Below are 24,999 nucleotides of genomic sequence, written 5' to 3'. Positions count from 1 at the left end.
AGGGCCGCTGAATGATACGACCTCTAGTAGCTGTGATCCGTCTCAAGTTGTCAATATCGGCCCTGCAACCGTTCTCAAACAGAAAAGTGATCGGAGGGGTTACGTGGTGTAGAGGGCCTCGACCGTGTCCGCGAAGTCGCGCATGACGATGTTGCGCTTGATCTTCAGCGTCGGCGTCAGGTGGCCGCTCTCCTCGGTGATGTCGATGTCGAGCACCACGAACTTCTTGATCTGCTCGGCCCGCGAGACCATCAGGTTGGCGGTGTCGACCGCCTTCTGCACCTCGGCCAGGATCCGCGGGTCGCGGCTCAGCTCGGCCCCCGTCGCGCTTTCCGCGCCGTTCTCCTTCTTCCAGTGCTCCAGCGCCTCGGGGTCGAGCGTGATCAGCGCGCCGACGAACGGCCGGTCGTCGCCCACGATCATGGCCTGGGAGACGAGCGGGTACGCGCGCAGCGCGTCCTCCAGCGGACCGGGGGCGACGTTCTTGCCCGCCGCGGTCACCAGGATCTCCTTCTTGCGGCCGGTGATGCGCAGGTAGCCGTCGTCGTCCAACTCGCCCACGTCGCCCGTGTGGTACCAGCCCTCGGCGTCGATGGCCTCGGCCGTGGCCTGGTCGTTGTTCCAGTAGCCCGCGAAGACGTGGCGGCCCCTGACCAGGATCTCGCCGTCCTCGCCGATGCGCACCGTGACGCCGGGCAGCGGCTTGCCGACCGTGCCGATCTTGTTGCCGCCGGGCAGGTTGACCGTCGAGGGGGCCGAGGTCTCGGTCAGGCCGTAGCCCTCGAGCACCTCGATGCCCACGCCGCGGAAGAAGTGGCCCAGGCGCTCGCCCAGGGCCGAGCCGCCGCAGATCGCCGTGGACAGCCTGCCGCCGGTGGCCGCGCGCAGCTTGGAGTAGACGAGCTTGTCGAACACCGCGTGCCTGAGCCGCAGCCCGAACCCGGCCTTGCCGGACGCCTTGCTGTAGGCGACCGCCACGTCCACCGCGCGGGCGAAGATCCTGCCCTTGCCGCCCTGGATCGCCTTCTGCTCGGCGCCGTTGTAGACCTTCTCGAAGACCCGCGGCACGCCCAGCAGCAGCGTCGGCCTGGCCGAGACCAGGTCCGGGGCCACGTTCTTCATGTTCGGCGTGTGCGAGAGGACCGTTCCGGTCTCGATCGCGACCACCTGGATCAGCCGGGCGAAGACATGGGCCAGCGGCAGGAACAGCAGCACCCCCGGCTCCTCGGTCATGAACACCGTCTCCAGCGGCCCGCCGGCCACGTTGCGCGCGGTGAACAGCATGTTGTCGTGGGTCAGGCGGCAGCCCTTGGGCCGCCCGGTGGTGCCCGAGGTGTAGATGATCGTGGCCAGGTCCGCGCCGGTCAGCGCGGTACGGCGGCGCTCGATCTCCTCACCGGTCACCCCGGAGCCGTCGAGCTCCTCGTCCATCCGCCAGATCGGCTTCAGCTCCGGCGCGGCCTCGCGTACGGTCTCCACGTGGTTGTCCAGCTCGGCGAAGACCGCCTTGGCGCCGCTGTCGGACAGGATCCAGCGCACCTGCTCGACCGACGAGGTCTCGTAGATCGGGACCGAGACCGCGCCCGCGGCCCAGATCGCGTAGTCGGCGAGCGTCCACTCGTAGCGGGTGCGGGAGATGATCGCGACCCGGTCGCCCGGCTCGATGCCCGCCGCGGCCAGGCCCTTGGCCAGCGTCACGACCTGGTCCCTGAACTCGGCCGCGGTCACGGCCGGCCAGTCGTCACCCGATTTGCGCCGTAGCACCACCGCGCCCGGCTCCTGTTCGCCTCGCCTGAACACGGTGTCGGTCAGGCTGGCCGAAGCCGGCACATCCACCAGGACGGGGACGCTGTACTCGCGCACGGATCAAACTCCTCTTCGGGGACCGGCGAGACGTTACCGCGTTAAGTTACGCACCGGTAGCTTCGTCATACAGGCGTTATGAAGGGCAAACCTCATGCTAGCCGCCGCCGCTCATAGGATTTCCCGCATGCGGGTCCATGTCGTGAGCGATGTCCACGGAAGCGCCGAGGCGCTGGCCCGATCGGGCGACGGGGCCGACGCCCTGATCTGTCTCGGCGACCTCATCCTCTACATCGACTACGACGACCACGCGCAGGGGATCTTCGCCGACCTGTTCGGCGCCGAGAACGCGGCCGCGTTCATCGCGCTGCGCACCGCCAAGCGCTTCGACGAGGCCAGGGCCATGTCGGCGGAGCTGTGGAAGGGCCTGGGCGGCGACCCGCGCGAGCACATCGAGTCCAACGTGCGCAGGCAGTACGCCGCGCTGTTCGCCGCCATGCCCGAGCCCGCCTACCTCACCTACGGCAACGTGGACGTGCCGCGCCTGTGGGCCGACTACCTCAAGCCGGGGCACCGGGTGCTCGACGGGCAGGAGGCGGAGATCGGGGGATGGCGCTTCGGGTTCGTCGGGGGCGGGCTGAAGACGGCGTACCGCACGCCGTACGAGATCGAGGACGAGGAGTACGCGGCGAAGGTCGCCGCGCTCGGCGAGGTGGACGTCCTGTGCGCGCACATCCCGCCCGCGGTGCCGCAGTTGCTGTACGACACGGTCGCCAGGCGCTTCGAGCGCGGCAGCGAGGCGACGCTCGACTACATCCGGCGCGTCCAGCCGCGCTACGCCCTGTTCGGGCACGTCCACCAGCCGCTCTACCAGCGCACCAGGATCGGCCGCACCGAATGTGTGAACGTCGGCCATTTCCGGGGAAAGGGACAGCCGTTCGTGCTGGAGTGGTGAGCGGACCGATACTGTGGTCGCATGGCTGATCGCACCACTTCGAGCATCACCATCTCCGCCGACAGGGCCGCGGTCATGGCGGTCATCGCGGACCTGCCCGCGTACCCGGAATGGGCCGGTGCGGTCAAGAGCGCCGAGGTCCGCACCACCGGCGCCGACGGGCGGCCGGCCGACGTGCGCTTCGTGCTCGACGCCGGCGTGATCAGCGACTCCTACACCCTCGGCTACACCTGGGACGACGACACCGGCGTCAGCTGGCGGGTCGTCGAGCAGGGCAAGATGATCTCCGAGCTCAGCGGGAGCTACCGGCTCGCCGAGACGGGCAGTGGCACCGAGGTGACCTACGAACTCGCCGTCGACCTCAAGGTCCCGATGATCGGCATGATCAAGCGCAAGGCCGAGAAGGTGATCGTCGACACCGCTCTGAAGGGCCTGAAGAAGCGGGTCGAGGGACGCCCGTGAGTCCTCGCGTCCTGCTGTTCACCGGCAAGGGCGGCGTCGGCAAGACCACCGTCGCCGCGGCCACCGCCACGCTCGCCGCCAGCCGCGGGCTCAAGACGCTGGTGATCTCCACCGACACCGCCCACTCGCTGGCCGACGCCCTGGCCGTCCAGCCCGGCGAGATCGCCCCCGGCCTGCGCCTGCACCAGGTCGACACCCAGAAGTCCCTGGAGGAGCACTGGGGCGAGCTGCAGGGCTACGCCCGCGGCGTGCTCGGCGAACTCGGCCTCGACCAGATCACCGCCGAGGAGATCACCGTCCTGCCCGGCGCCGAAGAGGTCATCGCGCTGCTGGAGCTGCGCGAGCACGCCCGCTCCGGCGGCTGGGACGTCATCGTGGTCGACTGCGCGCCCACCGCCGAGACGCTGCGCCTGCTCGCCCTGCCGGAGGCGCTCGACTGGCACGTCAGCCGCCTGCTGCCGGTCGGCCGCCGGATCATGAAGGTCATCTCGCCGTTCATGCGCAGCGTCGCCCACGTCAGCGCGCCCGGCGACGACGTGGTCAGCGCCGGCGAGCGCCTGCACCGCGGGCTCATGGAGATCCGCGAGCTGCTCACCGGCCCCGGCGCGTCCGTGCGCCTCGTGCTCACGCCCGAGTCGGTGGTGCTCGCCGAAGCGCGCCGCACCCTCACCTCGCTCAACCTGTACGGCTACCGCGTCGACGCCGTCATCGCCAACCGGGTCTTCCCCGCCGGCGACGCCGACGAGTGGCGCGCCCAGTGGGTACGCGCCCAGGCACGGCTGCTGGCCGAGGCGGAGGAGTCGTTCGCGCCCCTGCCCATCCACGTGGTGCCCTACCTGCCTTCGGAACCCGTCGGCGCCGACGCCCTCACCGCCCTCGGCGAGAGCCTCTACGGCGAGAGCGACCCGTTCGCCCCGCCGGCCGTCGAAGCGCCGCTGGTCCTGACCGCCGACGAGCTCAGCCTGGCGCTGCCCGGGGCCACCAAGGGCGAGGTCGATCTGGCCCGCAAGCGGGACGAGCTGATCGTGACGGCGGGGCCGTACCGCAGGATCATCGCGCTGCCCGCGGCGCTCGCCCGCAGGAAGATCGGTGCCGCGGCGCTCCAGGACGGGTTCCTGAAGGTACGGTTCGTCTCAGAAGCGAATCCGACGCAGCGAACGGAGTGGACGACCGACGGAGGAGGTCGGCCGCGTAGTGAGTGAGGAGGATGAGCGACTCTTCGGCAGGGAGGGCCAGATGACTGAGACGAGCAACGACAGGGACCCGATCGGATCCGTGGCGGACGAGGCGCGCAAGCTGTTCGGCGTGATCCAGGACCGCGCGACCAGGCAGGTCGGCAAGACCGTCTTCAACTCCGTCGCCAGCACCGTCACCGGTGGCGGGCGCAAGGAGAAGGACGTGTGGGGCGAGGCAGTGTCCGAGCCTCATGACGAGTACATCTGCCGCGCCTGCCCGGTCTGCCGGGCGATCGCGGCGCGGCGGGAATCCGGCTCCGACGTGGCCGGGCACCTGGTGGCCGCGGGCGGCGAGTTGTTCGCCGCGGTCCGTGGCGCGTTCGACGCGCTGAACAGGCCCACCCCCGGGGCAGCCGAGAGGACTCGCGACCGCACGCGCGACGAGCGCGGCGGCGACGACGTGGAACACATCGACCTGGGGTGAGCATGCTGACTATCGGGGTGGACATCGGCGGCACGAAGGTCGCCGCCGGCGTGGTCGACGAGGACGGCGAGGTCGTCGCGCACGCGCTGCGCCCGACGCCGGCCGACCAGCCGGACCTCGTCGCCGAGACCGTGGCCGACGTGGTCAAGGAACTCGCCGAGGGCCGCGAGATCGAGGCGATCGGCGTCGGCGCGGCCGGGTTCGTCGACGAGACCCGCTCGATCGTGCGCTTCGCCCCGAACCTCGCCTGGCGCGAGGAGCCCCTGCAGAAGAAGATCACCGGCCTGGTGGGCCTGCCGGTCGTCGTCGAGAACGACGCCAACGCGATGGCGTGGGGCGAGACCAACTTCGGCGCCGGACGCGGGCAGACCCACGTCGTCTGCATCACCGTCGGCACCGGCATCGGCGGCGGGCTCGTCTTCGACGGCAAACTGTTTCGCGGCCGGTGGGGGATGGGGGCCGAGCTCGGGCACATGCAGGTCGTTCCCGAGGGACGGCTGTGCGGGTGCGGCAACCTCGGCTGCTGGGAGCAGTACGCCAGCGGCAACGCCCTCGTCGCCGACGCCAGGGAGATCGCCAGGCAGCAGCCCGAGCGGGCGCGGATCCTGTTCGAGCTGGCCGGGGAGAAGATCGAGGGCGAGGAGGTGACCGAGGCCGCCCGCAAGGGCGACGACGCCTCGCTGGCCGCCTTCGCCTCGCTGGCCGACTGGCTGGGGCAGGGCATGGCCGATCTGGCCGCCGTCCTCGACCCCGGCTGCTTCATCATCGGCGGCGGCGTCTCGCGCGCCGCCGACCTGTTCTTCGACCGGGCCAAGGAGACCTTCGCCCGCCAGCTCACCGGCCGCGGGCACCGTCCCGTCGCCGACATCCGGCTGGCCGAGCTCGGCGCCTCGGCCGGGGTCGTCGGCGCGGCCGACCTGGCGCGGCAGCGCTGACAGCGGCGCCGGACGGGGTTAGATTCCCCAGCGTGAGGGTCGGCACGTACAACGTGCGCGGGCTGAAGGACAGCGTGCCCGCGCTGGTCCGCGTGATCACGGCGATGCGCGCCGACGTGCTGTGCGTGCAGGAGGCGCCGCGCTTCCTCTACTGGCGCGGACGGCGCCAGGCGCTGGCCGAGGCGGCGGGCATGCGGGTGGCGGCCGGCGGCCGGCTCGGCGGAGTGTCGGTCTACGTGGGCCCGCGGGCGCGGGTCCTGCATGCCGAGCACCACGTGCTGAAGATCTTCCTCGGGCTGGAGATCCGGGGCGTGGCGATCGCCGTGGTCGAGCTGGAAGGGGTACGGCTGGCGGTCGCCTCCATCCACCTCGACCTGAGCGCCGCGGCCCGCTTCCACCACGCGGTGGAGGCGCTGAGGTGGCTGGAGAGGGCCGCGGCGCGGTTCGGGGCCGTCCCGGTGATGTGCGGGGACGTCAACGAGCAGAGTGACGCGCCCACCTGGCGGTACCTGGCCGGGCGGCTGGCGGACGCCTACGCGTGGGCGCCGCAGGGGGACGGGATGACGTTCACGGCCAGGGAGCCGCGCAAGCGGATCGACGGGGTGTTCACGGGCGCGGGGGTGCGGGTGGTGGGCTGCGGGGGTGTCGGGGCCGCACGGGACGACCTGGTCTCCGCCACCGACCACCTGCCCGTCGTCGCCGAGCTGGCCGGTCACGCCCAGGCAACGGTCAGCTGAACATCTTCCCGTGTCGTTCCGCGCACGCTGGGTGATCTTGCCCAGGTCAGACCGGGTGATACGGGACCCCCGCGGTGCAAGGGCCCCGGCGCCGCCCGAGGCCGGATGGCGGGGTCCCCGGGCGGGCGTGCTCGCGCAGCCCGTACCATTTGCTCATGACCCGTCGCTCTCGGCGGCGTGCGCTCTCCCTGACCGCGGCGGTGTGTCTGGCGTCCTCGCTGGTCGCCCCGGCCGGAGTGGCGCATGCTGACCCTCGCCCTGCCACGATCGAGGCGTGGCAGCAGTCGACGAGCGCGCGGCTGGACGCCGACGGCTCGCTCTCCGACGTGCTGGCGTTGTCCGCGGGCGACATCTGGGCCGTGGGCCAGCAGGCGATCTGGGACGTCTGGAAGAACCGCGGCACCATCCGCCACTGGAACGGCAAGGCCTGGGGCGAGGTCGCCATCCGCGACTCCACCGGCGCGGGGAACCTGCGCAGCGTGGCCGCCGCGGCGCCGGGTGAGGTCTGGGCGCTGGGCGACGGGCACGACGGCCTGCCGTACCTGGCGAAGGGCGACCTCGCGGGCTTCGACCGCGTGCAGGTGCCGGGGCTCTGGAGCGGTGACTGGCTCGGCGGGCTCGACGCGCGCGGCGGCAAGGTCGTCGCGGTCGGGCGGCGCGACAAGACCGGGCTGATCGTCACGGGCCAGGGCAACTCCTGGACGGTGCAGAAGACCAAGGAGAAGGGCGCGCTCTACGCGGTCTCCTCGGGGTTCGCGGTCGGCGACACGGGGGAGCAGCCGCTGATCGTGCGGCAGTCGGGCGGGTCGTGGAAGGCGATGCCGGTCCCGTCGGTGCCTGGCGGCTACCTGCGCGACATCCAGGTCGACAACGCCAAGCGGGCGCTGGCCGTCGGCGGCGTCTACCACGGGCCCGGCAGCGTCGAGCCGCTCGTGCTGTCGTGGAACGGCAAGAAGTGGACCCGCGAGAAGCTGCCCGCCGTCGAGGCCCGCCTCTACGGCGTCACGGGCGACGGCAAGGGCCGCTACTGGATCGCCGGGTACGACGCCGCGCGCCCGACCGAGGGCTTCCTCATGCGCCAGGGCAAGGACGGCTTCCAGGTGATCAGGGGCGGCGGCACGCTCAAGGGCCGCGACGCCGTACGCCTGCAGGCCGTGACCTATCTGCCGGGCAAGGGCACGGTGTGGGCGGTCGGGCACGTCGTGGACGCCACCGACCGCTACACCGACGTCGTGGAGACGTTCGGCCTGAAGACGCCCACCCAGTCCTGAGGGCGGGCGCTACAGGACCGCGCCGTCGTCCCAGCCCGAGTCGTTGGGCGGGCCGTCGCCCATCCGCACCACCAGCGCCACGAAGCCGCCGATGAAGGCGGCCACGGCGGTGAACAGCGCCCAGCCCTCCATCTCCCACTCGGCCATCGCGGCCAGCAGCAGATAGGCGGGGCCGCCGAACAGCGCCACCCAGGCCAGTTTGGTGGGCAGGTCGAGCTTGGGCAGGGGGGGCGGGGGAGGCGGCACGTAATGCCCCTCTTCCTCCTCCTCGCGCACAGGCTCGGTCTCGCCTTCGGGCTCGGCGAGGTCGGTGTCGACCTCGCGGAACTCAGGCGGACGCACCACCCGCCGGGTCGGCTCCTCCGGCACGTTCTCGCTGTCGGGCCATGGTTGGTCGGCCGAGTCGCGCTCGGCTGTCTCGTTGAAGGACGCGACGATCTGACGCCAGACCTCGTCCTCGTCACTCTGGGGCGTCACCTACGCGCCTTCCCCCTGGGTGCGTTCAGTCCCTCTGCAAGGGTACCGAGGCATGTGTCCGGATGAAGTCGAGGCTCCCGGCAAAGATCCTGTCGGCATCATTATCCAGCGTCGCAACATGGTAGCTATCGGAGAGTTCCTCGATCGTCGCGTGTTTGAGGACTTGTCGTAGTATCCCGACCGATGTCGGCTTGACTACATGATCATCGGTGCTGTGGTACACCAGCAGCGGCTGCGTGACCTTGGTCAGGTCCGCCTGGACCAGGGACCACAACCTCGGCAGCGACGCCGCCGCCTTCACCGGGGTCCGCGTGTACGCCAGCTCCCGCACCCCGGGCTTCTTGACGTCGTTGGCCACTCCGGGCACCGACGGCAGGATCCACTTGAGCACCGGCGCCAGCCTGAGCAGCGGCACGTCGAGGGCGATCGACGGGTTGACCGCCACCACCCCCTTCACCGCCGGTCCGTGGACCTCCGCCAGCCGCAGCGCGAGGCAGCCGCCCAGCGACAACCCGGCCACGAACACCTCCGAGCACCGTCCGAGAAGATCCTGGAACGCCTTCTCCACCTCGGCGTACCAATCCTCCCAGCGGGTGCGGTTCATCTCCTGCCACGTCGTGCCGTGTCCCGGCTGGCGTGGCAGCGACACGCTCAGCCCGTGCCCGGCGAGGAACTCACCCCACGGCCGCAGCGACTGCGGCGTGCCGGTGAATCCGTGGCATAACAACACGCCGACCGGACCGGCCTCGTGGTGGTATGGCTCAGCGCCAGACATGAGCGGCATGACAGCTCCCACAACATCGGCGTGGTTGTAATTCATCCCGGAATTGCCCGATCGTCGCACGGTTATCGCCGTTGTGCGAGAGCATGTGTAGGAGCATCGGCCCTGGGATGCGAAGATGACTCTGCTCACAGAACCAGATTCGCGAAGGGGTGGCCGGGTGTTCTATTGGGTGGTCAAGGCCATCTTGGCGCCGATCCTCCACGTGGTGTTCCGCCCCTGGGCAGAGGGCGTCGAGAACGTTCCCAAGCACGGCCCGGCGATCCTGGCCGGCAACCACCTGTCGTTCGCCGACCACTTCTTCGGTCCGCTCCAGCTCCGCCGTAAGGTCATCTCGCTCGGCAAGTCCGACTACTTCACCGGCCGGGGACTCAAGGGCTTCTTCACCCGGATGTTCTTCAGCGGGGTCGGCACCGTACCCATCGACCGCTCCGGCGGCAAGGCCAGCGAAGCCGCCCTGCGTACCGGCAAGCGCATCCTGCGCGAGGGCAACGTCCTCGGCATCTACCCCGAGGGCACCCGCTCGCCCGACGGCCGCCTCTACAAGGGCAAGACCGGCGTGGCCCGCATGGCCCTGGAGTCGCGCGTCCCGGTCATCCCGTGGGCGATGGTCAACACCTACGAGATGATGCCGCCCGGCCGCGCCCTGCCCAAGCTCGGCATCCGGCCGGGCGTGCGCTTCGGCAAGCCGCTCGACTTCTCACGCTACTACGGCATGGAGGAGGACCGGCTCGTGCTGCGGGCGGTCACCGACGAGATCATGTACGCGCTCATGGAGCTGTCCGGCCAGGAGTACGTCGACAAGTACGCCGCCAGCGCCAGGGTCGAGATCGAGCGCGCCGCCCGCGCGGCGCGCCAGCAGTCCTAGTCCCGCAGCACCGCCTGCGCCTTGAGCAGCGCCTGCGTCATCGTGCGCAGCTCGTCGGGCGTGAGATGGTCGATGAGGTACTCGCGCACCACGTCCACGTGGCCGGGCGCGGTGCGCTCCAGGCAGCGCAGGCCGTCGTCGGTCAGCACCGCCAGCACGCCCCGGTCGTCGGAGGGGCAGGTGGTGCGCTCCACCAGCCCCGCCTTCTCCAGCTGGGTGATCTGGTAGGTCAGCGCGCTCTTGGTGACTACGACCTCCCTGGCCAGCTGCGTCATCCGCAGCCGCCGGTCAGGCTCGTCGGACAGCCGCACGAGGATCTCGTACTGCGGATGCGTCAGGCCGGCCTCCGTCTTCAGCTGCTCCTCGATGCGCCGTTCGAGCAGATGCGCGGTGAACAGGAAGGCCCGCCAGGCGGCCGCCTCCGTCGCGTCGAGCCACCGTGTCTGTGTCACCCCACCATTGCACCACCCCGGGCGGGCGCCCGCGCGATCACCTCTCACGCGCGGAACGGGCCGGTCACCTCGAACGTGTGCCCGTCGGTGCCGGCCCTGGCCCCCGTGCGGCCGCGCTGGGAGGAGAAGTAGAGGCGGGTGCCGTCCGGGCTGAAGGCGGGACCGGCCGGCTCGGAGTGGCCGTGCCCCTCCAGCCGGGCGAAGGGCGCCACCTCCCCGGCGCGGGTGATCACGCTGATCTCCATGGCGCCGCCGTCCTGGTTCACGTCGCGGACCGGCTCCAGCCGGCCGGTGCCGGCCGCGTAGCTCCACACCCGGCCGTCGCCCTCGCTGGTGAACGAGCAGATCCCGTCCGCGTAGCGGCAGCCTCCCGCGCCGTCGAAGCGCAGCGCGTCGGGCACCTGGAAGCGGGTCGGCTCGACCGGCGCCGCCGGATGGGGCACCGGACGCCACGCGCCACTGGTGGTGAGCACCTCCAGCGTGCCCTCCGTGAGGTCGGCCCAGTCGCGGGGGCGGAAGCGGTAGAAGCAGCCGTCGGGCTCGGCCTCGGTCAGGTACACCACCTGGCGCTCCGGGTCGCAGGCCACCGCCCCGTGCCGGAACCTGCCCATCGCCAGGCGTGGGCGGGCGGCGCGCTCGCCGTACGGGTCGCACTCGAACACGCGGCCGTTCTCCGTCTCCTCGCACGACAGCCAGGTGTTCCACGGTGTCGCGCCGCCGGCGGAGTTGAGCGTGGTGCCCGGCAGGACGCGGTAGGCCTCGATCACGGTGCCGTTGGCGCCGAAGCACAGCGCGGAGGCCCCGCCCAGCAGGGGGACCTTCGAGTTGGAGACATAGATCCAGCCGTCGCCGTCGGGGAAGCAGGCGCCGCCGGCGGGCGCCGCGTGCCACTTCAGGCCGGCCACCTTCCGCCCGCTTCTCGCGACGATCCGGCTGGTGAACCCCTCGGGGAGCGCGAGCCCGTCGCCGTTGGGCGGCAGCAGCGGCCCGTACGGGCCGGCGCCGGCGCGGGCCGTACCCTGCCGGAGCGTGCCCACCGCCACGACGGCGCTCGCGCGGAGGGGCGTGCTGGGCAACATGCCGTCAGTCGATCGCACCGACGTGAATGGGAGGTACTCGCAAGACCAAACTCTCCGCAAACCTGGGGCCACCGGTACCGCGGAGTCGGCACATTTCGATCATGACAGCACTACGGCTGGCGCCCGCGATCAAGACACGCAGGGCCCTGGTCTACCTCGACGGGACACCGTCGGCGCCCCGCCTGGCCAGAGCGCTGCGCATGACCGGATACGACGTGCGCACCGTGGAGGCCGCCGACGCGGCCCCGCGGGAGCTGGCGGCGTTCCTGACCTCGGCCCAGCCGGACGAACTGCTGCTGGTGCGCTGGCCGTCGGGCGCCGGATGGGCGCCGAGTTCGTTCACGCGGCTCATCGTGGACTTCGGCCGCCGCCTCGGCGACTCGCCCGCCGCCGCGCTCGTGCTGGTCGTGGACTTCGGCTGGGTCGTCAACGGCGACGGCGAGGCCCGGCTGAACGTACCCGGCGATCCGCCCGTCGCCGCCGCCGCCCTGACCGCCTCCATGGCCTCCACGAGCGACCGGCCCGGTAGCGCGCCCAGCCTGACCGGGGTGCTGGCCGACGCGCTGCTGGCCGCCGATGGGCCCGTCACCATCGCCGACCTGCACGAACTGGCCACCGCCAGGTACGCGGGCTCGGGGCTGACCGCGATGCTCTTCAGCCACGGCGACATCGCGCACGTGCCGGTCGGCACCGGGCAGCGGTTCACGGCCGATCCGGCCAGGCGGCGCAGGGACGCCCAGCGGCGGGCCGTACGGCCGCGCACGCTGCTGGCCTCCGACCGCTGGACGCTCGACGACCGGCTGGGCCACCGCGTCTACGCTGAGGCGATCGCGGCGTTCCTGCGGCATCGGGACACCTCGCCGCCGCTGACGATCGGCATCAAGGGGCCGTGGGGGGCGGGCAAGACCTCGCTCATGCGGATGGTGCAGGAACTGCTGGATCCGTCCGGGTCGGGCGGGCTGCGGTTGCGGCGCCGTACGGGGAGGCTGACCAACCTCGACGTGCTCGGCCGGCTGCGCGTGCGGCGGCCCGCCGACGCGTGCGCGCAGGCGCCCGCGGACGCGGGATGGCGGCCGACGGTGTGGTTCAACCCCTGGATGTACCAGAACGGCGAGCAGGTCTGGGCCGGGCTCGCGCACGAGATCATCAGCCAGATCACCGGCCGGCTGCCGGGCGCCGAGCGCGAGCGCTTCTGGCTGGAGCTGAACCTGTCGCGCATCGACACCGAGGAGGTGCGCCGGCGCATGTACTGGCTGGCGCTGACCCGCCTCGCGCCCGTGGCGCTCGGGCTGCTGGCCACGGGGCTGGTCACCGCCGCCTGCGTGGCCGCCAGCGCCCTGTTCCCCTCCTTGCAGGGTACGGCTGCCGCCGTCGCCTCGGCCGGCTGCCTGGCCTCGGTGGGCGCGGGGGTGATGCGGATGGCGAGGTTCCTGGCCGAGTCGGCCGACGGCGCCTTCGGCCCGCTGGTGCGCCAGCCCGATCCGCTGTCCCGCTTCGGCGTGGCCGACCAGGGCTACCGCAACCAGGCCGGGCTGCTGCACCTGGTCCAGGGCGACATGCGGCGGGTCCTGGACCTGGTCGCCACCGAGGAACGCCCGCTGGTGGTCTTCGTCGACGACCTCGACCGATGCTCGCCCGGCACGGTGTCGCAGGTGATCGAGGCGATCAACCTGTTCGTGGCCGGTGACTTCGGCAACTGCGTGTTCGTGCTGGGCATGGAGCCCGAGGTGGTCGCGGCGCACGTCGGGCTGGCCTACCGGGAGCTGATGGGGACGCTGCCCGACGAGCGCACCTACCGGCTCGGCTGGCGTTTCCTGGAGAAGATCGTTCAGCTGCCGTTGAGCGTCCCGTCACTGGACGAGGGCGCACCCGACTACATCAAGGAGGTGCTGGGGCTGCGCTCGTCCGCGCCCCTCACCCAGCCCGTGCCGGAGCCGAGGGCGGAACTCGTCGACCGGCTGGAGACGGCGATCCGCAGCCTGTCGCCGACGATCGAGACGCTGGACCAGGCGGCCCGCAGCGCGCGGGCGGCGGCGGGGCCGTCCGAGGCGGCCTCCCTCGCCGCGGCCAGGGCCGCCGACCGGGTGTTCGACGAGCTCTACAGCGACGAGCGGGCCTGCCGGGCCGTGGAGACGGCGCTGCCCGCGCTCAACCTGACCAATCCGCGCGAGGTGAAGCGGTACCTGAACGTGTTCCGCTTCTACTCCTTCATCACCTACCGCCGCCATCTGGCCGGGCAGCCGCATCACGGTGACGAGTGCGTGGCCAAGGTGGCGGCGCTGACGATCAGGTGGCCGCACCTGTTGTGGGCGCTGGCGCAGGAGGCGCATCCGGGGGCCACGGTGCTCGAACGGCTGGAGGAGGCGGCGCTGGCGTGCGACGGCGACGGGTGGGCGCGCACGATGGCGGAGGCCGGGCTGGCTGAGGAGGAGGCGTTGCGCCAGCTCCTGGCCACCCGGCCGCCGATCGCCGCATTGGCTCGCACGCTGCTTTAGCGCTGGGCCTGTCTCCAGGCGTTGGGCCTGTCGCTAGCGCTGGGCCTGGAACATCCAGTGCTGCTTCTCGATGTCCTGCGTGAGCGCGATGAGCAGGTCCTGGGTGACCGGGTCCGGCTCGTCGGTGGCCGCGATGTGCTGGCGCAGACGCTGGATGACGCCTTCGAGGATGTCGGTGAACAGGGCGACGACCTTGCCGTCCTCGATCCACGCCCGCTCGGGCTGACTCAGCTTCGTGGTGCCGGCGACGGTGGCGGCCCGGCCGTCCGGGTTCAGCCCCAGCGCCACGGCCCGCTCGGCGAGCGTGTCGGCGTGCTCGCGCGTGATCGCGACGAGTTCGTCGAGCTGCAGGTGCAGGGGGCGGAAGTGCGCGCCGATGACGTTCCAGTGCGCCTGCTTGGCGACGAGGGAGAGGTCGATGAGGTCCACCAGCGCGCTCTGGAGCGCGTCGGCCACGACCTTCTTGGCGTCTCCGGAGAGAGGTCCGGTGATCGCTGCCATATCTGAATCCTCCTTCTAAATCCGCTTCGTCTGTTTCAACAGATCTTGCTGCCCGATTCTTCCGCCGTTGACACTGTAATAATGACAGTGTAATTGTGAGGGTATGAGGGATACCTGGACCATCGGCGAGCTGGCGGAGCGGGCGGCGGACGCGCTGCGGCCCGGTCTCCAGCGCGCCAACGGCCGGATCCGCGAGGTGCCCGGCGAGCGTCTCATCCGCTGGTACACGACCATCGGCCTCGTCGACCCGCCCCTGACCAGACGCGGCCGCCTCGCCCAGTACGGCAGGCGGCACCTGCTTCAGGTCGTGGCGGTCAAACGCCTGCAGGCCGAGGGCCACTCGATCGCCGAGATCCAAACCCGCCTGACCGGCGCCACCGACGCCACGCTGGAGGCCACCGCCCACCTGGAGCCTCCGGGCAGCGACCCGGGCGGAAGCCTGGATGGCGACCTTCCCGACGGGACCCGAGACGAGGGCCCCCGCCCCCGCTTCTGGGCCTCTCGCCCCACGACAGAGCCGACCCCATACGCCCCACCGGCACCCACCACACCGGCCCCGGGCGTACCCTCCCCGGGTTCTGCGCGGGAGGCTGCCCATGGGCTCGCGGGGGATGCCGCCAGGGAAACCGCGGGAGAGGCCGCTCCGGATAGCGGGCGGGAGGTTGCCCGCCAAGCCGGGCCGGATGTTGTTCACGAAGCCGCCGGGCGACCCGGTCGGGGGTCCGGGCAAGGGAGTGGGCGGGTTTCTGGGGTGTGGCTGGCGCCTGGGGTGGCGCTGGTGCTGGATGGCGGCGGCCGTACCCCCACAGACGATGACATCGAGGCAGTCCTCGCCGCGGCCGGACCGCTTCTTCAGGTGCTACAGGAGAGGAAGCTCACATGAAGATCACTTCTCTCGATCCGGCCCGCTGCCTGCCGCTGCCCGACGCCGGGCTGGGGGCGCTGGAGACCGAGCGCGGCAACCTCCCGCTGGAGAGCGTCGACGTGGCCGCCTCGATCTCGGGGCTGGTCGCGCGGGTGGAGGTCGCGCAGGGGTTCAGGAACCCGTTCGAGGTGCCTCTGGAGGCCACCTACGTCTTCCCGCTGCCTGACCGTGCCGCCGTCACCGCCTTCCGCATGGAGGCCGACGACCGGGTGATCGAGGGTGTGCTCAAGGAACGCGGTGAAGCCAGGGCCGACTACGACCAGGCGCTGCGCGAGGGGCGGCGGGCGGCGATCGCGGAGGAGGACCGGCCGGATGTGTTCACGATCCGGGTGGGCAACATCGTGCCGGGCGAGCGGGTCACCGTCCGGCTCACGCTGAGCCAGCCGCTTCCCTACGAGGACGGCGCCGCCACCTTCCGTTTCCCGCTGGTGGTCGCGCCGCGCTACGTTCCCGGCACGCCGCTGGACGGGGCGCCCGCGGGTGACGGCGTGGTGCCCGACACCGACGCGGTCCCGGACGCCTCCCGCATCTCGCCGCCGGTGCTGCTGCCGGGCTTCCCGAATCCGGTACGGCTGTCGCTCACGGTCGACGTGGACGCCGCCGGCCTGGACCTGCGCGAGCTGGCCTCCAGCCTGCACCTGGTCCGGCGGGAGGGCGACCGCCTCAGCCTGGAGCCGGGCGAACGGCTGGACCGGGACTTCATCCTGCGCCTCGGGTTCGACGCCTCGACAGCGCTGCAGCTCGACGGCGCCGGGACGTTCGCGCTCACCGTGGTGCCACCGCCGCCGGCCGGGACGCGTACGCCGCGGGACCTGGTGCTGCTGCTCGACCGCTCGGGCAGCATGAGCGGCTGGAAGATGGTCGCCGCCCGCCGCGCCGCCTCCCGCATCGTCGACACGCTCACCGACCAGGACCGCTTCGCCGTACTCGCCTTCGACTCCTACGTCGAGGCGGCCTTCGACGGCCTGCGCGAGGCGAGCGACCGCAACCGCTACCGCGCCGTCGAGCACCTGTCGCGCATGGACGCGCGCGGCGGCACCGAGCTCCTCGAACCCCTGCGCCACGCGATCGCCCTCCTCGGCGAGACGACCCGCGAACGCGTGATCGTCCTGGTCACCGACGGCCAGGTCGGCAACGAGGACCAGATCCTGGAGCGGACCGGCGGCGCGCTGTCGGCCATGCGGGTGCACACGGTCGGCATCGACCAGGCGGTCAACGCCGGGTTCCTGAGCCGCCTGGCCGGTCTCGGCGCCGGCCGCTGCGAGCTGGTCGAGTCGGAGGACCGGCTCGACGCCGCCATGGAGCAGATCCACCGCAGGATCGGCGCGCCGCTGGTGACCGATCTGTCGCTGAAGGGCCTGGAGACCGAGCCGGGCACCGTCACGCACCTGGGCTCGATCTTCCCCGGGGTGCCGCTGCGCGTGTACGGCCGCTACCGCGAGGCCGCCGCCGTGACCGTGCGCGGGCTGGCCGCGGGCGCGCCGTGGGAGGAGCAGGTGCCCGCGACCGTCGTGGACAACCCCGCGCTCAGGGCCGTCTGGGCCCGCGCCCACCTGCGCGAGCTGGAGGACCGCTACGCGATGGGCGAGCACGAGCTGGAGGGCCAGATCGTGCGGACCTCTCTGGAGTACGGCGTGCTGTGCCGCTTCACCGCCTACGTGGCCGCCGACACCCGGCAGGTCGCCGAGGGCGGACCGGAGCACCGGGTGGTACAGCCGGTCGAGATGCCACGCGGCTGGGACATGCCCGCCGCCGCCCCGATGGCCGCGGCCGCCTTCACCATGCCGGCGCCCGGTTCGCCCCTGTCCGGTCCGGTCGCCGAGATCCACGAGGCCTCCGACGGCATCGCGAGCTACGGCGGCGCGGGCGGTTCCGCCGGTCCGCGCGGCTTCACCACGCCTCCTCCCACGGGCGGCGGCCAGGCGATGAAGCGCGGACGGGGCTTCGCGCGGGCCATGCCCGCCGCCCGGCCCATGGCCCCGGGCGCGGTGCGTCACTCCCTCGACGCGGTACGCCCCCAGCTCGTGGCCGAACTGGACCGCCTGAAGGCGGCACGAGGCGTACCCGACCCGCTGTACCTGGCCGACCTGGCCTCCCGGCTGGCGGTGCTCGCGGCCTTCCTGGGCGGGCACGCGGAACTGGCGGCACTGGCCCGCGAGCTGGAGTCCGCCGACCGGCCGGGCGCCGACGTGGCCGCCCTGTGGGCCCGCGCCATCGAGGTACTCACCTCCCTGACCTCGGACGGAGGCAGCTCGGGCGGCGCCTCCAGAACCGCCTTCTGGAAGCGCCCCTGACCACCCGCTGAGGGCGCCGGGACCACAACCCGGCGCCCACGGGCCGGGGGGTCTCCGCGCTCGCGACACATCGTGCCCGGCGTCATGGGTGCACCCGGTCGGGCCGGTGGGATTCGTGGGTTCTGTGATCGCGGGACAGCCGCCCCGGGTGGTGCGGTGCCCGGAATGCCGCAGGTCGGTGCTGTGGCCAACCGGTGGCCGCGGGTCGCCAGCGGACGGCTCCGCTGCGGATCGCGGAGAAGGGTGGGCTGACTGCTTGGTGGGCCGGTCCGTGGGGCGCTTGTGATCGGCTGGGGCTTGGTTGGGGTGATCTTTCGGGTTATAACCCGAACCATGGAGTTTCAGGGGCGTGTCGGGCGGACGTTCGCCGGTTCCGAGTCCTGGTGGCCGCCGCGCCCGTCGCCGGGGCCCGGGGCGCCCAACATCGTGCTGGTCCTGGTGGACGACGTGGGCTTCGCCGACCTGGGCTGCTACGGGTCGGAGATCCCCACGCCCCACCTCGACGAGCTGGCCGCCCACGGCACCCAGTGGACCGACTTCCACGTCACCCCCATGTGCTCCCCGACCAGGGCGGCCCTGCTCACCGGTGTCGACCCGCACCGCGCGGGCGTCGGGCATGTGGCCAACTCCGATCCCGGGTTCCCCGGGTACGCGGGGGAGCCGGCCCGCGCGGCGTTCACCATGGCGGAGATCTTCAGGGACGCGGGCTGGCTCACGCTGGCCGTCGGCAAGTGGCACCTGACCAAGGACTCCGACATGTCCGATGCCGGTCCCCGCCACGCCTGGCCCCTCCAGCGGGGCTTCGACCGCTTCTACGGCTTCCTGGAGGCGTTCACCAACTTCCACCACCCGCACCGCCTCATCCGCGACAACTCGGCCGTCGAGGTCGACCGCTATCCGGACGGCTACCACCTCACCGACGACCTCACCCGCGAGGCCGTCGCGATGGTCAGGCAGGCGGGCGACCAGCCGTTCTTCCTCTACCTGGCCCACGGCGCCGCCCACGCGCCGCTGCAGGCCCCGGAGGCCGACATCGCGCGGTTCGCCGGTCACTACGCCGCGGGATGGGACGCCATCCGGCAGCGGCGCTTCGACCGTCAGCAGAAGCTGGGGCTCCATCCAGCGGGCACCGTCCTGCCGGAGCGCAACGCCGAGGACGGCGACGACGTCCCGGCCTGGGACTCACTCGACGCGGACACCCGCCGCCTGTTCCAGCGCTACATGGAGGTCTACGCCGCCATGATCGCCGGGATCGACCGCAGCGTCGGCGCCCTGCGTCAGACCCTGCGCGAGCTGGGCAAACTCGACAACACCATCTTCGTGTTCACCTCCGACAACGGCGCCTCCCGCGAGGGCGAGCGGCACGGGACCACCCAGTACCTGCGCACGCTGCTGTCGGCCAACAGCCGCCACGACCGCGAGGACCCCGCCGCCGACCTGGCCAGGATCGACCTCATCGGCGGCCCCCGCACGCTGTCGCACTACCCGCGCGGCTGGGCCATGGCCGCCAACACCCCCTTCCGCCTGTACAAGCGCAACGCCCACGCGGGCGGCCACGCCGTGCCCCTGCTCGTCTCGTGGCCGGACGGGCTGCCCGGACGCGGCGATCTGCGCCACCAGTGGGCCTACGTCACCGACGTGCTGCCGACGCTGATCGAGCTGACCGGGGTGGAGGCGGCCGAGGGGCTGCCGCGCTCGGGCACCTCGCTGGTGAAGGCGCTGCGCGATCCGCTGGCCGTACACGATCATGTGGAGCAGCACACGGAGCTGCAGGGACACCGCGGACACGTGCGCGGCGAGTGGGAGATCGTGACCAGGCACGCGCCGCTGACGCCGTTCGGCGAGCACGAGTGGGAGCTCTACCACCGCCCGTCGGACCGCACGCAGACGCGCGACCTCGCCGCCCGCCACCCCGCGCTCGTGCGCGAACTCGCCGCGGCGTGGGAGCGCGCCGCCCGCGACGGCCAGGTCTACCCGCTCGACGAGGGCTCGCGCCTGCGGTACCTGCTGCGCCCGCCGTGGCAGCAGGACCCCTCCCCGGTACGGCTGACGCCCCCCGTCCCCACGCTGGAGCGCTGGCGGGCACTGCAGCTGATCCAGTGGCGCTCGTTCACGATCACGGTGACCGTCGCGGAGCCGGGACAGGGCGTGCTGGTGGCGCACGGCGGCCAGGGCGGCGGCTACCTGCTGTACGTGGAGGACGGCGAGGTCGTCTTCCTCCACAACGGCTACGGAGAGTTACGCGAGCTGCGGGCCGGACCGCCGGGAGAGCGGATCGAGGTGGAGGTGCGCGCGCCGGGCGACTGGGTGTGGGAGGCGGCGGTCCGGGTGGACGGCCGGGAACGCGGGAAGCTGGCCGGACTGCCGATGCTGGCGGCGTTCTGCCCGATGGAGGGCATCGACGTGGGGGCCGACCGGCGCTCGCCGGTATCGTGGGAGGTGTTCGAACGCCATGGGCCCTTCCCGTTCAGCGGGCGGTTGCGTGAGGTGTGTTATACACCGGGTGACGTCGCGCCGGACGCGGGGGCGAACTTCGTGGATCTGGTCAGGGAGATCGGCTTACGCTTTGAATAGGGCGAATAGGCTGTTGAGGTGAAAACCCTCGTCCTGGACGGTGGCCTGGCCACCCACCTCGAAGCGCTCGGCGCCGACCTGCGCGACGAGCTCTGGTCGGCACGGCTGCTCCTGGAGAACCCCGACCTGATCCGCGCCGTGCACGCCGCCTACTTCGCGGCCGGCGCCGACGTCGCCACCACGGCCAGCTACCAGGCCTCGGTGCACGGCTTCATGGCCCGCGGGCTGGACGGTGCGGAGGCCGCGCGGCTGATCACGTTGTCGGTGGAGCTGGCCGCGCAGGCCCGCGACGAGGCCGGCGGCGGCCTGGTCGCCGCCTCCGTGGGCCCCTACGGCGCCTACCTGGCCAACGGCGCCGAGTACACCGGTGACTACGACCTCGACGAGGACGGCCTGCGCGCCTGGCACGAGCCGCGCTGGGAGATCCTGGCGGCCGCCGAGCCCGACATGATGGCCGTCGAGACCATCCCCTCCTATCCGGAGGCGCGCGCGATCGCCCGCCTGCTGCGGGAGACGCCACAGGTCAAGGTCTGGGTGAGCTTCTCCTGCCGGGACGAGGCGCACCTCAACGACGGCACCCCGATCACCGAGGCGGCCGCGCTGTTCTCCGGCAACCCGCAGGTGGTGGCGGTCGGCGTCAACTGCACCGCGCCCCGCCACATCCCCGGCCTGATCTCCCGGCTGACCGAGCTGCCGGTCGTCGTCTACCCGAACTCGGGCGAGACCTGGGACGCCGAGAACCGCCGCTGGCTGGGCCTGTCCGACCCGATGGAGTTCGGCCAGGCGGCCAAGGAATGGCAGGAGCTGGGCGCCTCCCTCATCGGGGGCTGCTGCCGTACCACTCCCGAGCACATCAGGCACGTGGCCGCCGGCGTCGGCTGACGACGCCTGACAGGGGCGGCTCCGGGTCGTCAGGTCCGCGTCAGCTCCGCGCCGCATCGTTGGGGACGCAATCGATCCCAACGATCCGGGGGAGTTCCCGATGTCTCATCCACGCCGATGGTGGATTCTCGGCGTTCTGTGTACGGCGCTGCTGGTCCTGACCGTCGACAACATGATCCTCACGCTGGCGATCCCCTCGTTCATGCGTGAGCTGGGAGCCGGCCCCGCCGACGTCCAGTGGATCCTGGACGCCTACATCCTGGTCTTCGCCGGGATGCTGATCACCGCCGGCAGCCTGTCCGACCGCTTCGGCCGCCGCAGAATGCTGATCCTCGGGCTGGTCGTCCTCGGCGCCGCGTCCCTGCTCGCCACGTTCGCGAGCGAGCCCTGGCAGCTGATCGCCTGCCGCGCGGTCATGGGCCTCGGCGGCGCGCTGGCGATGCCCAGCACCATGTCCATCGTCATCGTCGTCTTCGAGGAGTCGGAGCGGCGCAAGGCGATGTCGGTGTGGGGCATGGTCAGCATCGTCGGCCTCGTGGCCGGCCCCACGCTCGGCGGGCTGCTGCTCCAGCAGTTCTGGTGGGGCGCGGTCTTCCTGGTCAACGTGCCGCTCGTGGTGGCCGCCCTCATCGGCGTCTTCGTCGTCGTGCCGGAGTCTCGGGGGCCGGCACGACGCGCTGATCCGGCGGGCGTGCTGCTGTCGGTCGTCGGGATGGCGGCGCTGGTCTGGGCGATCATCTCGCTGCCGCACGAGGGCTGGTCGGCGCCGGTGATCGTGGCGCTGGGGGGCGCCGTGATCATGCTGGGCGGGTTCGCGTGGTGGGAGGCGCGCACGGAGCATCCGATGCTGCCGCTGGGGATCTTCCGCAACCGCGACTTCACCGTGGCCGCCCTGTCGGTGGTGCTGCTGGTGTTCTCCACGGCCGCGATGCAGCTGGCCCTGACCCAGTTCCTCCAGCTCGTCCTCGGCTACGGGGCCATGACGGCGGCGCTGGCGTTCGTGCCGATGGCCATCGCGGTGCTCGTCTTCAACGTCGTCGGCGCCACGTTGGGCAAGCGGCTCAGCAACAAGACGCTGATCGTGGCGGGCATGCTGGTCGTCGCCGCCGCGCAGGCCGTCCTGGCCTCCATCGGCCCCGGCGACGGGTACCCGCTGCTGGCCGTGTCGCTGACGCTGATGGGCGTCGGCACCGGCATCGCCAGCCCGTCCATCTACGCCACGCTCATGGGCGCCATCCCGCGCGAGCACGCGGGGGTGGGCTCGGCGGTCAACGACACCATCCAGCAGGGCGGCACGGCCATGGGGGTGGCCGTGCTCGGCAGCGTGCTCTCGCTCGGCTACACCTCCGCGCTGCCGGAGTCCGCGCCGGAAGCCGCCCGGGTCTCGCTGACCGACGCGCTGGCCGTGGCCGCCGCGACCGGCTCCGACGGGCTGGCGCAGGCCGCGCGTGAGGCGTTCCTGTCGTCCATGTCCCTCGTGAGCCTCGTGGCCACCGTGCTGTCGGTGGCCGGGACCGTCTTCGCCCTCGTCGGGCTCCGCCGTCCCGCCGCTCCCGCCGCTCCCGTCGAGCAGGGAAAGGAAGAGGACTATGCGACACCTTGACGTCACCGCCTACCGGAGCGCCGAGAAGCTGCTGCCCCACCACCGGCACGAGCTCGTCACCGGCGCCAAGGTGCGGCCCATGTGGATCGGCGGCGGGCCGCGCTTCTGGTACCGGGCCGCCGGCCGGTTCCTGCTCGTGGACCCGGCCGCAGGGACCCGCGAGCCGGCCTTCGACCACTCCCGCCTGGCCGAGGCGCTGGCCAAGGCCTCGGGGCGGGAGGTGGACGCGGCGGCGCTGCCGTTCACCGCCATCGAGCTGGACGGGGGAGCGGCCGGGTTCGGTGCGTTCGGCGAGTACTGGCGCTGTGCCCTGGACACCTACGCGGTGGAGCGCGCCCGGCCGCGACCGGCGGCGGCCTTCGTCGAGCTCGTCGCGCCCGGCGGGGCGCGCGCGCTCTTCCGCCGCGACCACAACCTGTGGCTGCGCGAGCTCGACGGCGGCCGGGAGCGGGCGCTGACCTCCGACGGCGAGCCGGACCGCGAGTACGGCACCGGCCCCGACTGGTGGCAGAACTCCGTGCTGGTACGCCGGCTCGGGTTCCCCACCATGCCGCCCGCCGCCGCCTGGTCCCCGGACGGCACCCGGGTGGTCACCCACCGCACCGACCAGCGCGGCGTGCGCCGCAACGCCTTCGTCGAGGCGCTGCCCGCCGACCACGGGCCCCCGATTTTGCACACCCAGCGCTACGCCCACCCCGGCGACGAGCGGATCCCGCTGGCCGAGCTCGTCGTCCTCGACATCACGACCGGCTCCGTCGTCCGCGCCCAGGCCGAGCCGCTGCCGATGTCGGTCGTCTCGCCGATCATGACGCGCTGGGTGTGGTGGTCGCCCGACGGCCGCACCGTGTACTACCTGCACCAGACCCGCGACGGGCACGGCCTGTCGCTGCGCCGCCTCGACCCGGTCACCGGCCGGGTGGACACGCTCCTCACCGAGACCGGCAGGACCCGCGTCGAGCCGAACCAGTGGGCGGAGGGCCAGCCGCCCATGGCCGAGGTGATCTCCGGCGGCGCCGAGGTGCTGTGGTACTCGCAGCGCGACGGCTGGGGGCACCTCTACCTGTACGGCGCCGACGGCACGCTCCAGGGCCAGATCACCTCGGGCACCTGGGCGGTACGCCAGATCCTGCACGTGGACGAGTCCCGCCGGGTCGTCTACTTCACCGCCTCCGGCCTGGTCGCCGGGCACCCGTACCGCCGCACGGTCTGCCGGATCGGGCTGGACGGCAACGGGTTCGCCCGGCTCACCGCCGACGACCTGGACCACGAGGTCGTCGTCGCGCCGGACAAATCCTGCTTCGTCGACTCGGCCTCCACCACCGGCACGCCGCCGGTGACGACCGTGCGCCACTGGGACGGCCACATCCTGGCCGAACTGGAGCGTGCCGACATCACGGCCCTGCGCGCGACCGGCTGGACCCCGCCCGAGCCGTTCCGCGTCAAGGCCGCCGACGGCCGTACCGCCCTGTACGGCCTGCTCCACCTGCCCCACGGTTTCGATCCCGAGCTGCGCTACCCGGTCATCGACCACCCCTACCCCGGGCCGCAGACCAACCGCGTCCAGCCCACCTTCGACCAGGGCTACTACGGCTACGAGGCCGAGGGCATGGCCGCGCTCGGGTTCGTCGTGGTCGCGCTCGACGGGCGCGGCTCACCGGGCAGGGACAAGGCGTTCTCCGACGCCTCGCTCGGCAACCTGGGCGACCCTGCCGACCACGCCGCCGCGCTGCGGCAACTGGCGGAGACCAGGCCGTGGATGGACATGGACCGTGTGGGCGTCGCCGGCGCCTCCGCCGGCGGCCACCAGGCCGTGCGCGCCATGCTGGAGTACCCCGAGCTGTACAGGGCCGGCGTCTCCAGCTGCGGCAACCAGGACCTGCGCTACACCCACGCCGGGTACGGCGAGCTCTACCACGGCATGAGGGGCGAGGCCGACTACGCCGGAGTCTCCACCGTCGACCACGCCGAACGGCTGCGCGGCAAGCTGCTGCTGATCCACGGCGCCATGGACCCCAACGTGCTGCCCGACCAGACGATGCGGCTGGCCGAACGGCTGATCATGCTGGACAAGGACGTCGAGATGCTGATCGTGCCCGGGGCCGAGCACCTGTTCTTCGGCTACGAGCACCACGTCGCCCGCCGCAGGTGGGACTTCCTGGTGCGGCACGTGATGGGCGCCGAGCCGCCGGAGCACCGGATCGCGCCGATGGTGTTCGACGCGGAGCTGCTGGCCGCCTGGTTCTGAC

The 24,999-nt window shown here is 72.0% G+C and carries 21 protein-coding genes; 15 read left to right on the top strand and 6 right to left on the bottom strand.

Annotated features, from left to right (window positions below):
* Positions 1–99: 99 nt before the first annotated feature.
* Positions 100–1,863: an AMP-dependent synthetase/ligase gene (locus ACFWYW_RS07315; protein WP_379611641.1), complete on the bottom strand. Its 1,764-nt coding sequence runs from the start codon at positions 1,861–1,863 to the stop codon at positions 100–102.
* Positions 1,864–1,990: 127 nt separating this feature from the next.
* On the opposite strand from ACFWYW_RS07315, the gene ACFWYW_RS07310 reads away from it, so the two are divergent.
* The 7 genes from ACFWYW_RS07310 to ACFWYW_RS07280 all read left to right on the top strand — a co-directional run bounded on the left by ACFWYW_RS07310 (position 1,991) and on the right by ACFWYW_RS07280 (position 7,822).
* The gene (locus tag ACFWYW_RS07310; RefSeq protein ID WP_379611642.1) at positions 1,991–2,758 is read left to right on the top strand and encodes a metallophosphoesterase; all 768 of its coding nucleotides are present in this window, start codon (positions 1,991–1,993) and stop codon (positions 2,756–2,758) included.
* 21 nt (positions 2,759–2,779) lie between these two features.
* Positions 2,780–3,220, top strand: a complete 441-nt coding sequence (locus tag ACFWYW_RS07305; RefSeq protein WP_379611643.1) for an SRPBCC family protein — start codon at positions 2,780–2,782, stop codon at positions 3,218–3,220.
* Complete coding sequence (locus ACFWYW_RS07300) at positions 3,217–4,422, top strand: ArsA family ATPase (RefSeq protein WP_379611644.1); 1,206 nt, start codon at positions 3,217–3,219, stop codon at positions 4,420–4,422. The genes ACFWYW_RS07305 and ACFWYW_RS07300 overlap by 4 nt, the downstream gene beginning before the upstream one ends.
* Before the next feature lie 34 nt (positions 4,423–4,456).
* On the top strand, positions 4,457–4,879 hold the full coding sequence (locus tag ACFWYW_RS07295; RefSeq protein WP_379611645.1) for a DUF5304 family protein: 423 nt from the start codon (positions 4,457–4,459) through the stop codon (positions 4,877–4,879).
* A gap of 2 nt (positions 4,880–4,881) precedes the next feature.
* Positions 4,882–5,814, top strand: a complete 933-nt coding sequence (locus ACFWYW_RS07290) for an ROK family glucokinase (RefSeq protein WP_379611733.1) — start codon at positions 4,882–4,884, stop codon at positions 5,812–5,814.
* Between the two features lie 32 nt (positions 5,815–5,846).
* Positions 5,847–6,551, top strand: coding sequence for an endonuclease/exonuclease/phosphatase family protein (locus tag ACFWYW_RS07285; protein ID WP_379611646.1), 705 nt, complete (start codon positions 5,847–5,849; stop codon positions 6,549–6,551).
* Between the two features lie 155 nt (positions 6,552–6,706).
* Positions 6,707–7,822, top strand: coding sequence for a hypothetical protein (locus ACFWYW_RS07280; protein WP_379611647.1), 1,116 nt, complete (start codon positions 6,707–6,709; stop codon positions 7,820–7,822).
* Between the two features lie 9 nt (positions 7,823–7,831).
* Here ACFWYW_RS07280 and ACFWYW_RS07275 read toward each other — a convergent pair whose 3' ends face one another.
* Both ACFWYW_RS07275 and ACFWYW_RS07270 read right to left on the bottom strand, forming a co-directional pair.
* Complete coding sequence (locus tag ACFWYW_RS07275; protein ID WP_379631131.1) at positions 7,832–8,299, bottom strand: hypothetical protein; 468 nt, start codon at positions 8,297–8,299, stop codon at positions 7,832–7,834.
* 25 nt (positions 8,300–8,324) lie between these two features.
* Positions 8,325–9,083, bottom strand: a complete 759-nt coding sequence (locus tag ACFWYW_RS07270; RefSeq protein ID WP_379611650.1) for an alpha/beta hydrolase — start codon at positions 9,081–9,083, stop codon at positions 8,325–8,327.
* A 157-nt stretch (positions 9,084–9,240) separates the two neighbouring features.
* Between ACFWYW_RS07270 and ACFWYW_RS07265 the strand changes: the two genes are divergently transcribed.
* Positions 9,241–9,948, top strand: a complete 708-nt coding sequence (locus ACFWYW_RS07265; RefSeq protein WP_379611651.1) for a lysophospholipid acyltransferase family protein — start codon at positions 9,241–9,243, stop codon at positions 9,946–9,948.
* Here ACFWYW_RS07265 and ACFWYW_RS07260 read toward each other — a convergent pair.
* Together ACFWYW_RS07260 and ACFWYW_RS07255 are read right to left on the bottom strand one after the other, a co-directional pair.
* A complete protein-coding gene (locus ACFWYW_RS07260) occupies positions 9,945–10,400 on the bottom strand; it encodes a MarR family winged helix-turn-helix transcriptional regulator (RefSeq protein ID WP_379611652.1) in 456 nt (151 codons plus the stop codon). The two genes, ACFWYW_RS07265 and ACFWYW_RS07260, sit on opposite strands and share 4 nt — an antisense overlap.
* 44 nt (positions 10,401–10,444) lie before the next feature.
* The gene (locus tag ACFWYW_RS07255) at positions 10,445–11,479 is read right to left on the bottom strand and encodes an alkaline phosphatase PhoX (protein WP_379611653.1); all 1,035 of its coding nucleotides are present in this window, start codon (positions 11,477–11,479) and stop codon (positions 10,445–10,447) included.
* A gap of 101 nt (positions 11,480–11,580) precedes the next feature.
* Between ACFWYW_RS07255 and ACFWYW_RS07250 the strand changes: the two genes are divergently transcribed.
* Complete coding sequence (locus ACFWYW_RS07250; protein ID WP_379611655.1) at positions 11,581–13,974, top strand: P-loop NTPase fold protein; 2,394 nt, start codon at positions 11,581–11,583, stop codon at positions 13,972–13,974.
* A 33-nt stretch (positions 13,975–14,007) separates the two neighbouring features.
* On the opposite strand, the gene ACFWYW_RS07245 is transcribed toward ACFWYW_RS07250, so the two are convergent.
* Positions 14,008–14,475, bottom strand: coding sequence for a Dps family protein (locus ACFWYW_RS07245; RefSeq protein WP_379611656.1), 468 nt, complete (start codon positions 14,473–14,475; stop codon positions 14,008–14,010).
* A 103-nt stretch (positions 14,476–14,578) separates the two neighbouring features.
* On the opposite strand from ACFWYW_RS07245, the gene ACFWYW_RS07240 reads away from it, so the two are divergent.
* The 6 genes from ACFWYW_RS07240 to ACFWYW_RS07215 all read left to right on the top strand — a co-directional run bounded on the left by ACFWYW_RS07240 (position 14,579) and on the right by ACFWYW_RS07215 (position 24,998).
* Entirely contained in the window at positions 14,579–15,358 is a 780-nt protein-coding gene (locus tag ACFWYW_RS07240; protein ID WP_379611657.1) for a helix-turn-helix domain-containing protein, read from the top strand.
* A complete protein-coding gene (locus ACFWYW_RS07235) occupies positions 15,355–17,694 on the top strand; it encodes a VIT domain-containing protein (protein ID WP_379611658.1) in 2,340 nt (779 codons plus the stop codon). Before ACFWYW_RS07240 ends, ACFWYW_RS07235 begins: the two co-directional genes overlap by 4 nt.
* 333 nt (positions 17,695–18,027) lie before the next feature.
* On the top strand, positions 18,028–20,268 hold the full coding sequence (locus ACFWYW_RS07230) for an arylsulfatase (protein WP_379611659.1): 2,241 nt from the start codon (positions 18,028–18,030) through the stop codon (positions 20,266–20,268).
* An 18-nt stretch (positions 20,269–20,286) separates the two neighbouring features.
* A complete protein-coding gene (gene mmuM, locus ACFWYW_RS07225; protein ID WP_379611660.1) occupies positions 20,287–21,150 on the top strand; it encodes a homocysteine S-methyltransferase in 864 nt (287 codons plus the stop codon).
* Positions 21,151–21,250: 100 nt separating this feature from the next.
* Positions 21,251–22,753, top strand: a complete 1,503-nt coding sequence (locus ACFWYW_RS07220; RefSeq protein WP_379611661.1) for an MFS transporter — start codon at positions 21,251–21,253, stop codon at positions 22,751–22,753.
* Complete coding sequence (locus ACFWYW_RS07215; protein ID WP_379611662.1) at positions 22,740–24,998, top strand: DPP IV N-terminal domain-containing protein; 2,259 nt, start codon at positions 22,740–22,742, stop codon at positions 24,996–24,998. Before ACFWYW_RS07220 ends, ACFWYW_RS07215 begins: the two co-directional genes overlap by 14 nt.
* Position 24,999 lies beyond the last annotated feature (1 nt).

The sequence above is a fragment of the Nonomuraea sp. NPDC059023 genome, from assembly GCF_042740095.1.
In the GTDB taxonomy this organism is placed as follows: Bacteria; Actinomycetota; Actinomycetes; order Streptosporangiales; family Streptosporangiaceae; genus Nonomuraea.
Note: the sequence above shows the minus strand (reverse complement) of the source record. Positions and strands in the feature narration are given on the sequence as shown.

What these genes read in the sequence shown, in the direction of transcription:
- ACFWYW_RS07245 (WP_379611656.1), bottom strand. Translation starts at nt 14,475, where the DNA reads ATGGCAGCGATCACCGGACCTCTCTCCGGAGACGCCAAGAAGGTCGTG.
- ACFWYW_RS07310 (WP_379611642.1), top strand. Translation starts at nt 1,991, where the DNA reads ATGCGGGTCCATGTCGTGAGCGATGTCCACGGAAGCGCCGAGGCGCTG.
- ACFWYW_RS07240 (WP_379611657.1), top strand. Translation starts at nt 14,579, where the DNA reads ATGAGGGATACCTGGACCATCGGCGAGCTGGCGGAGCGGGCGGCGGAC.
- ACFWYW_RS07220 (WP_379611661.1), top strand. Translation starts at nt 21,251, where the DNA reads ATGTCTCATCCACGCCGATGGTGGATTCTCGGCGTTCTGTGTACGGCG.
- ACFWYW_RS07255 (WP_379611653.1), bottom strand. Translation starts at nt 11,479, where the DNA reads ATGTTGCCCAGCACGCCCCTCCGCGCGAGCGCCGTCGTGGCGGTGGGC.
- ACFWYW_RS07230 (WP_379611659.1), top strand. Translation starts at nt 18,028, where the DNA reads ATGGAGTTTCAGGGGCGTGTCGGGCGGACGTTCGCCGGTTCCGAGTCC.
- ACFWYW_RS07295 (WP_379611645.1), top strand. Translation starts at nt 4,457, where the DNA reads ATGACTGAGACGAGCAACGACAGGGACCCGATCGGATCCGTGGCGGAC.
- ACFWYW_RS07290 (WP_379611733.1), top strand. Translation starts at nt 4,882, where the DNA reads ATGCTGACTATCGGGGTGGACATCGGCGGCACGAAGGTCGCCGCCGGC.
- ACFWYW_RS07280 (WP_379611647.1), top strand. Translation starts at nt 6,707, where the DNA reads ATGACCCGTCGCTCTCGGCGGCGTGCGCTCTCCCTGACCGCGGCGGTG.
- ACFWYW_RS07235 (WP_379611658.1), top strand. Translation starts at nt 15,355, where the DNA reads ATGAAGATCACTTCTCTCGATCCGGCCCGCTGCCTGCCGCTGCCCGAC.
- ACFWYW_RS07270 (WP_379611650.1), bottom strand. Translation starts at nt 9,083, where the DNA reads ATGCCGCTCATGTCTGGCGCTGAGCCATACCACCACGAGGCCGGTCCG.
- ACFWYW_RS07305 (WP_379611643.1), top strand. Translation starts at nt 2,780, where the DNA reads ATGGCTGATCGCACCACTTCGAGCATCACCATCTCCGCCGACAGGGCC.
- ACFWYW_RS07215 (WP_379611662.1), top strand. Translation starts at nt 22,740, where the DNA reads ATGCGACACCTTGACGTCACCGCCTACCGGAGCGCCGAGAAGCTGCTG.
- ACFWYW_RS07250 (WP_379611655.1), top strand. Translation starts at nt 11,581, where the DNA reads ATGACAGCACTACGGCTGGCGCCCGCGATCAAGACACGCAGGGCCCTG.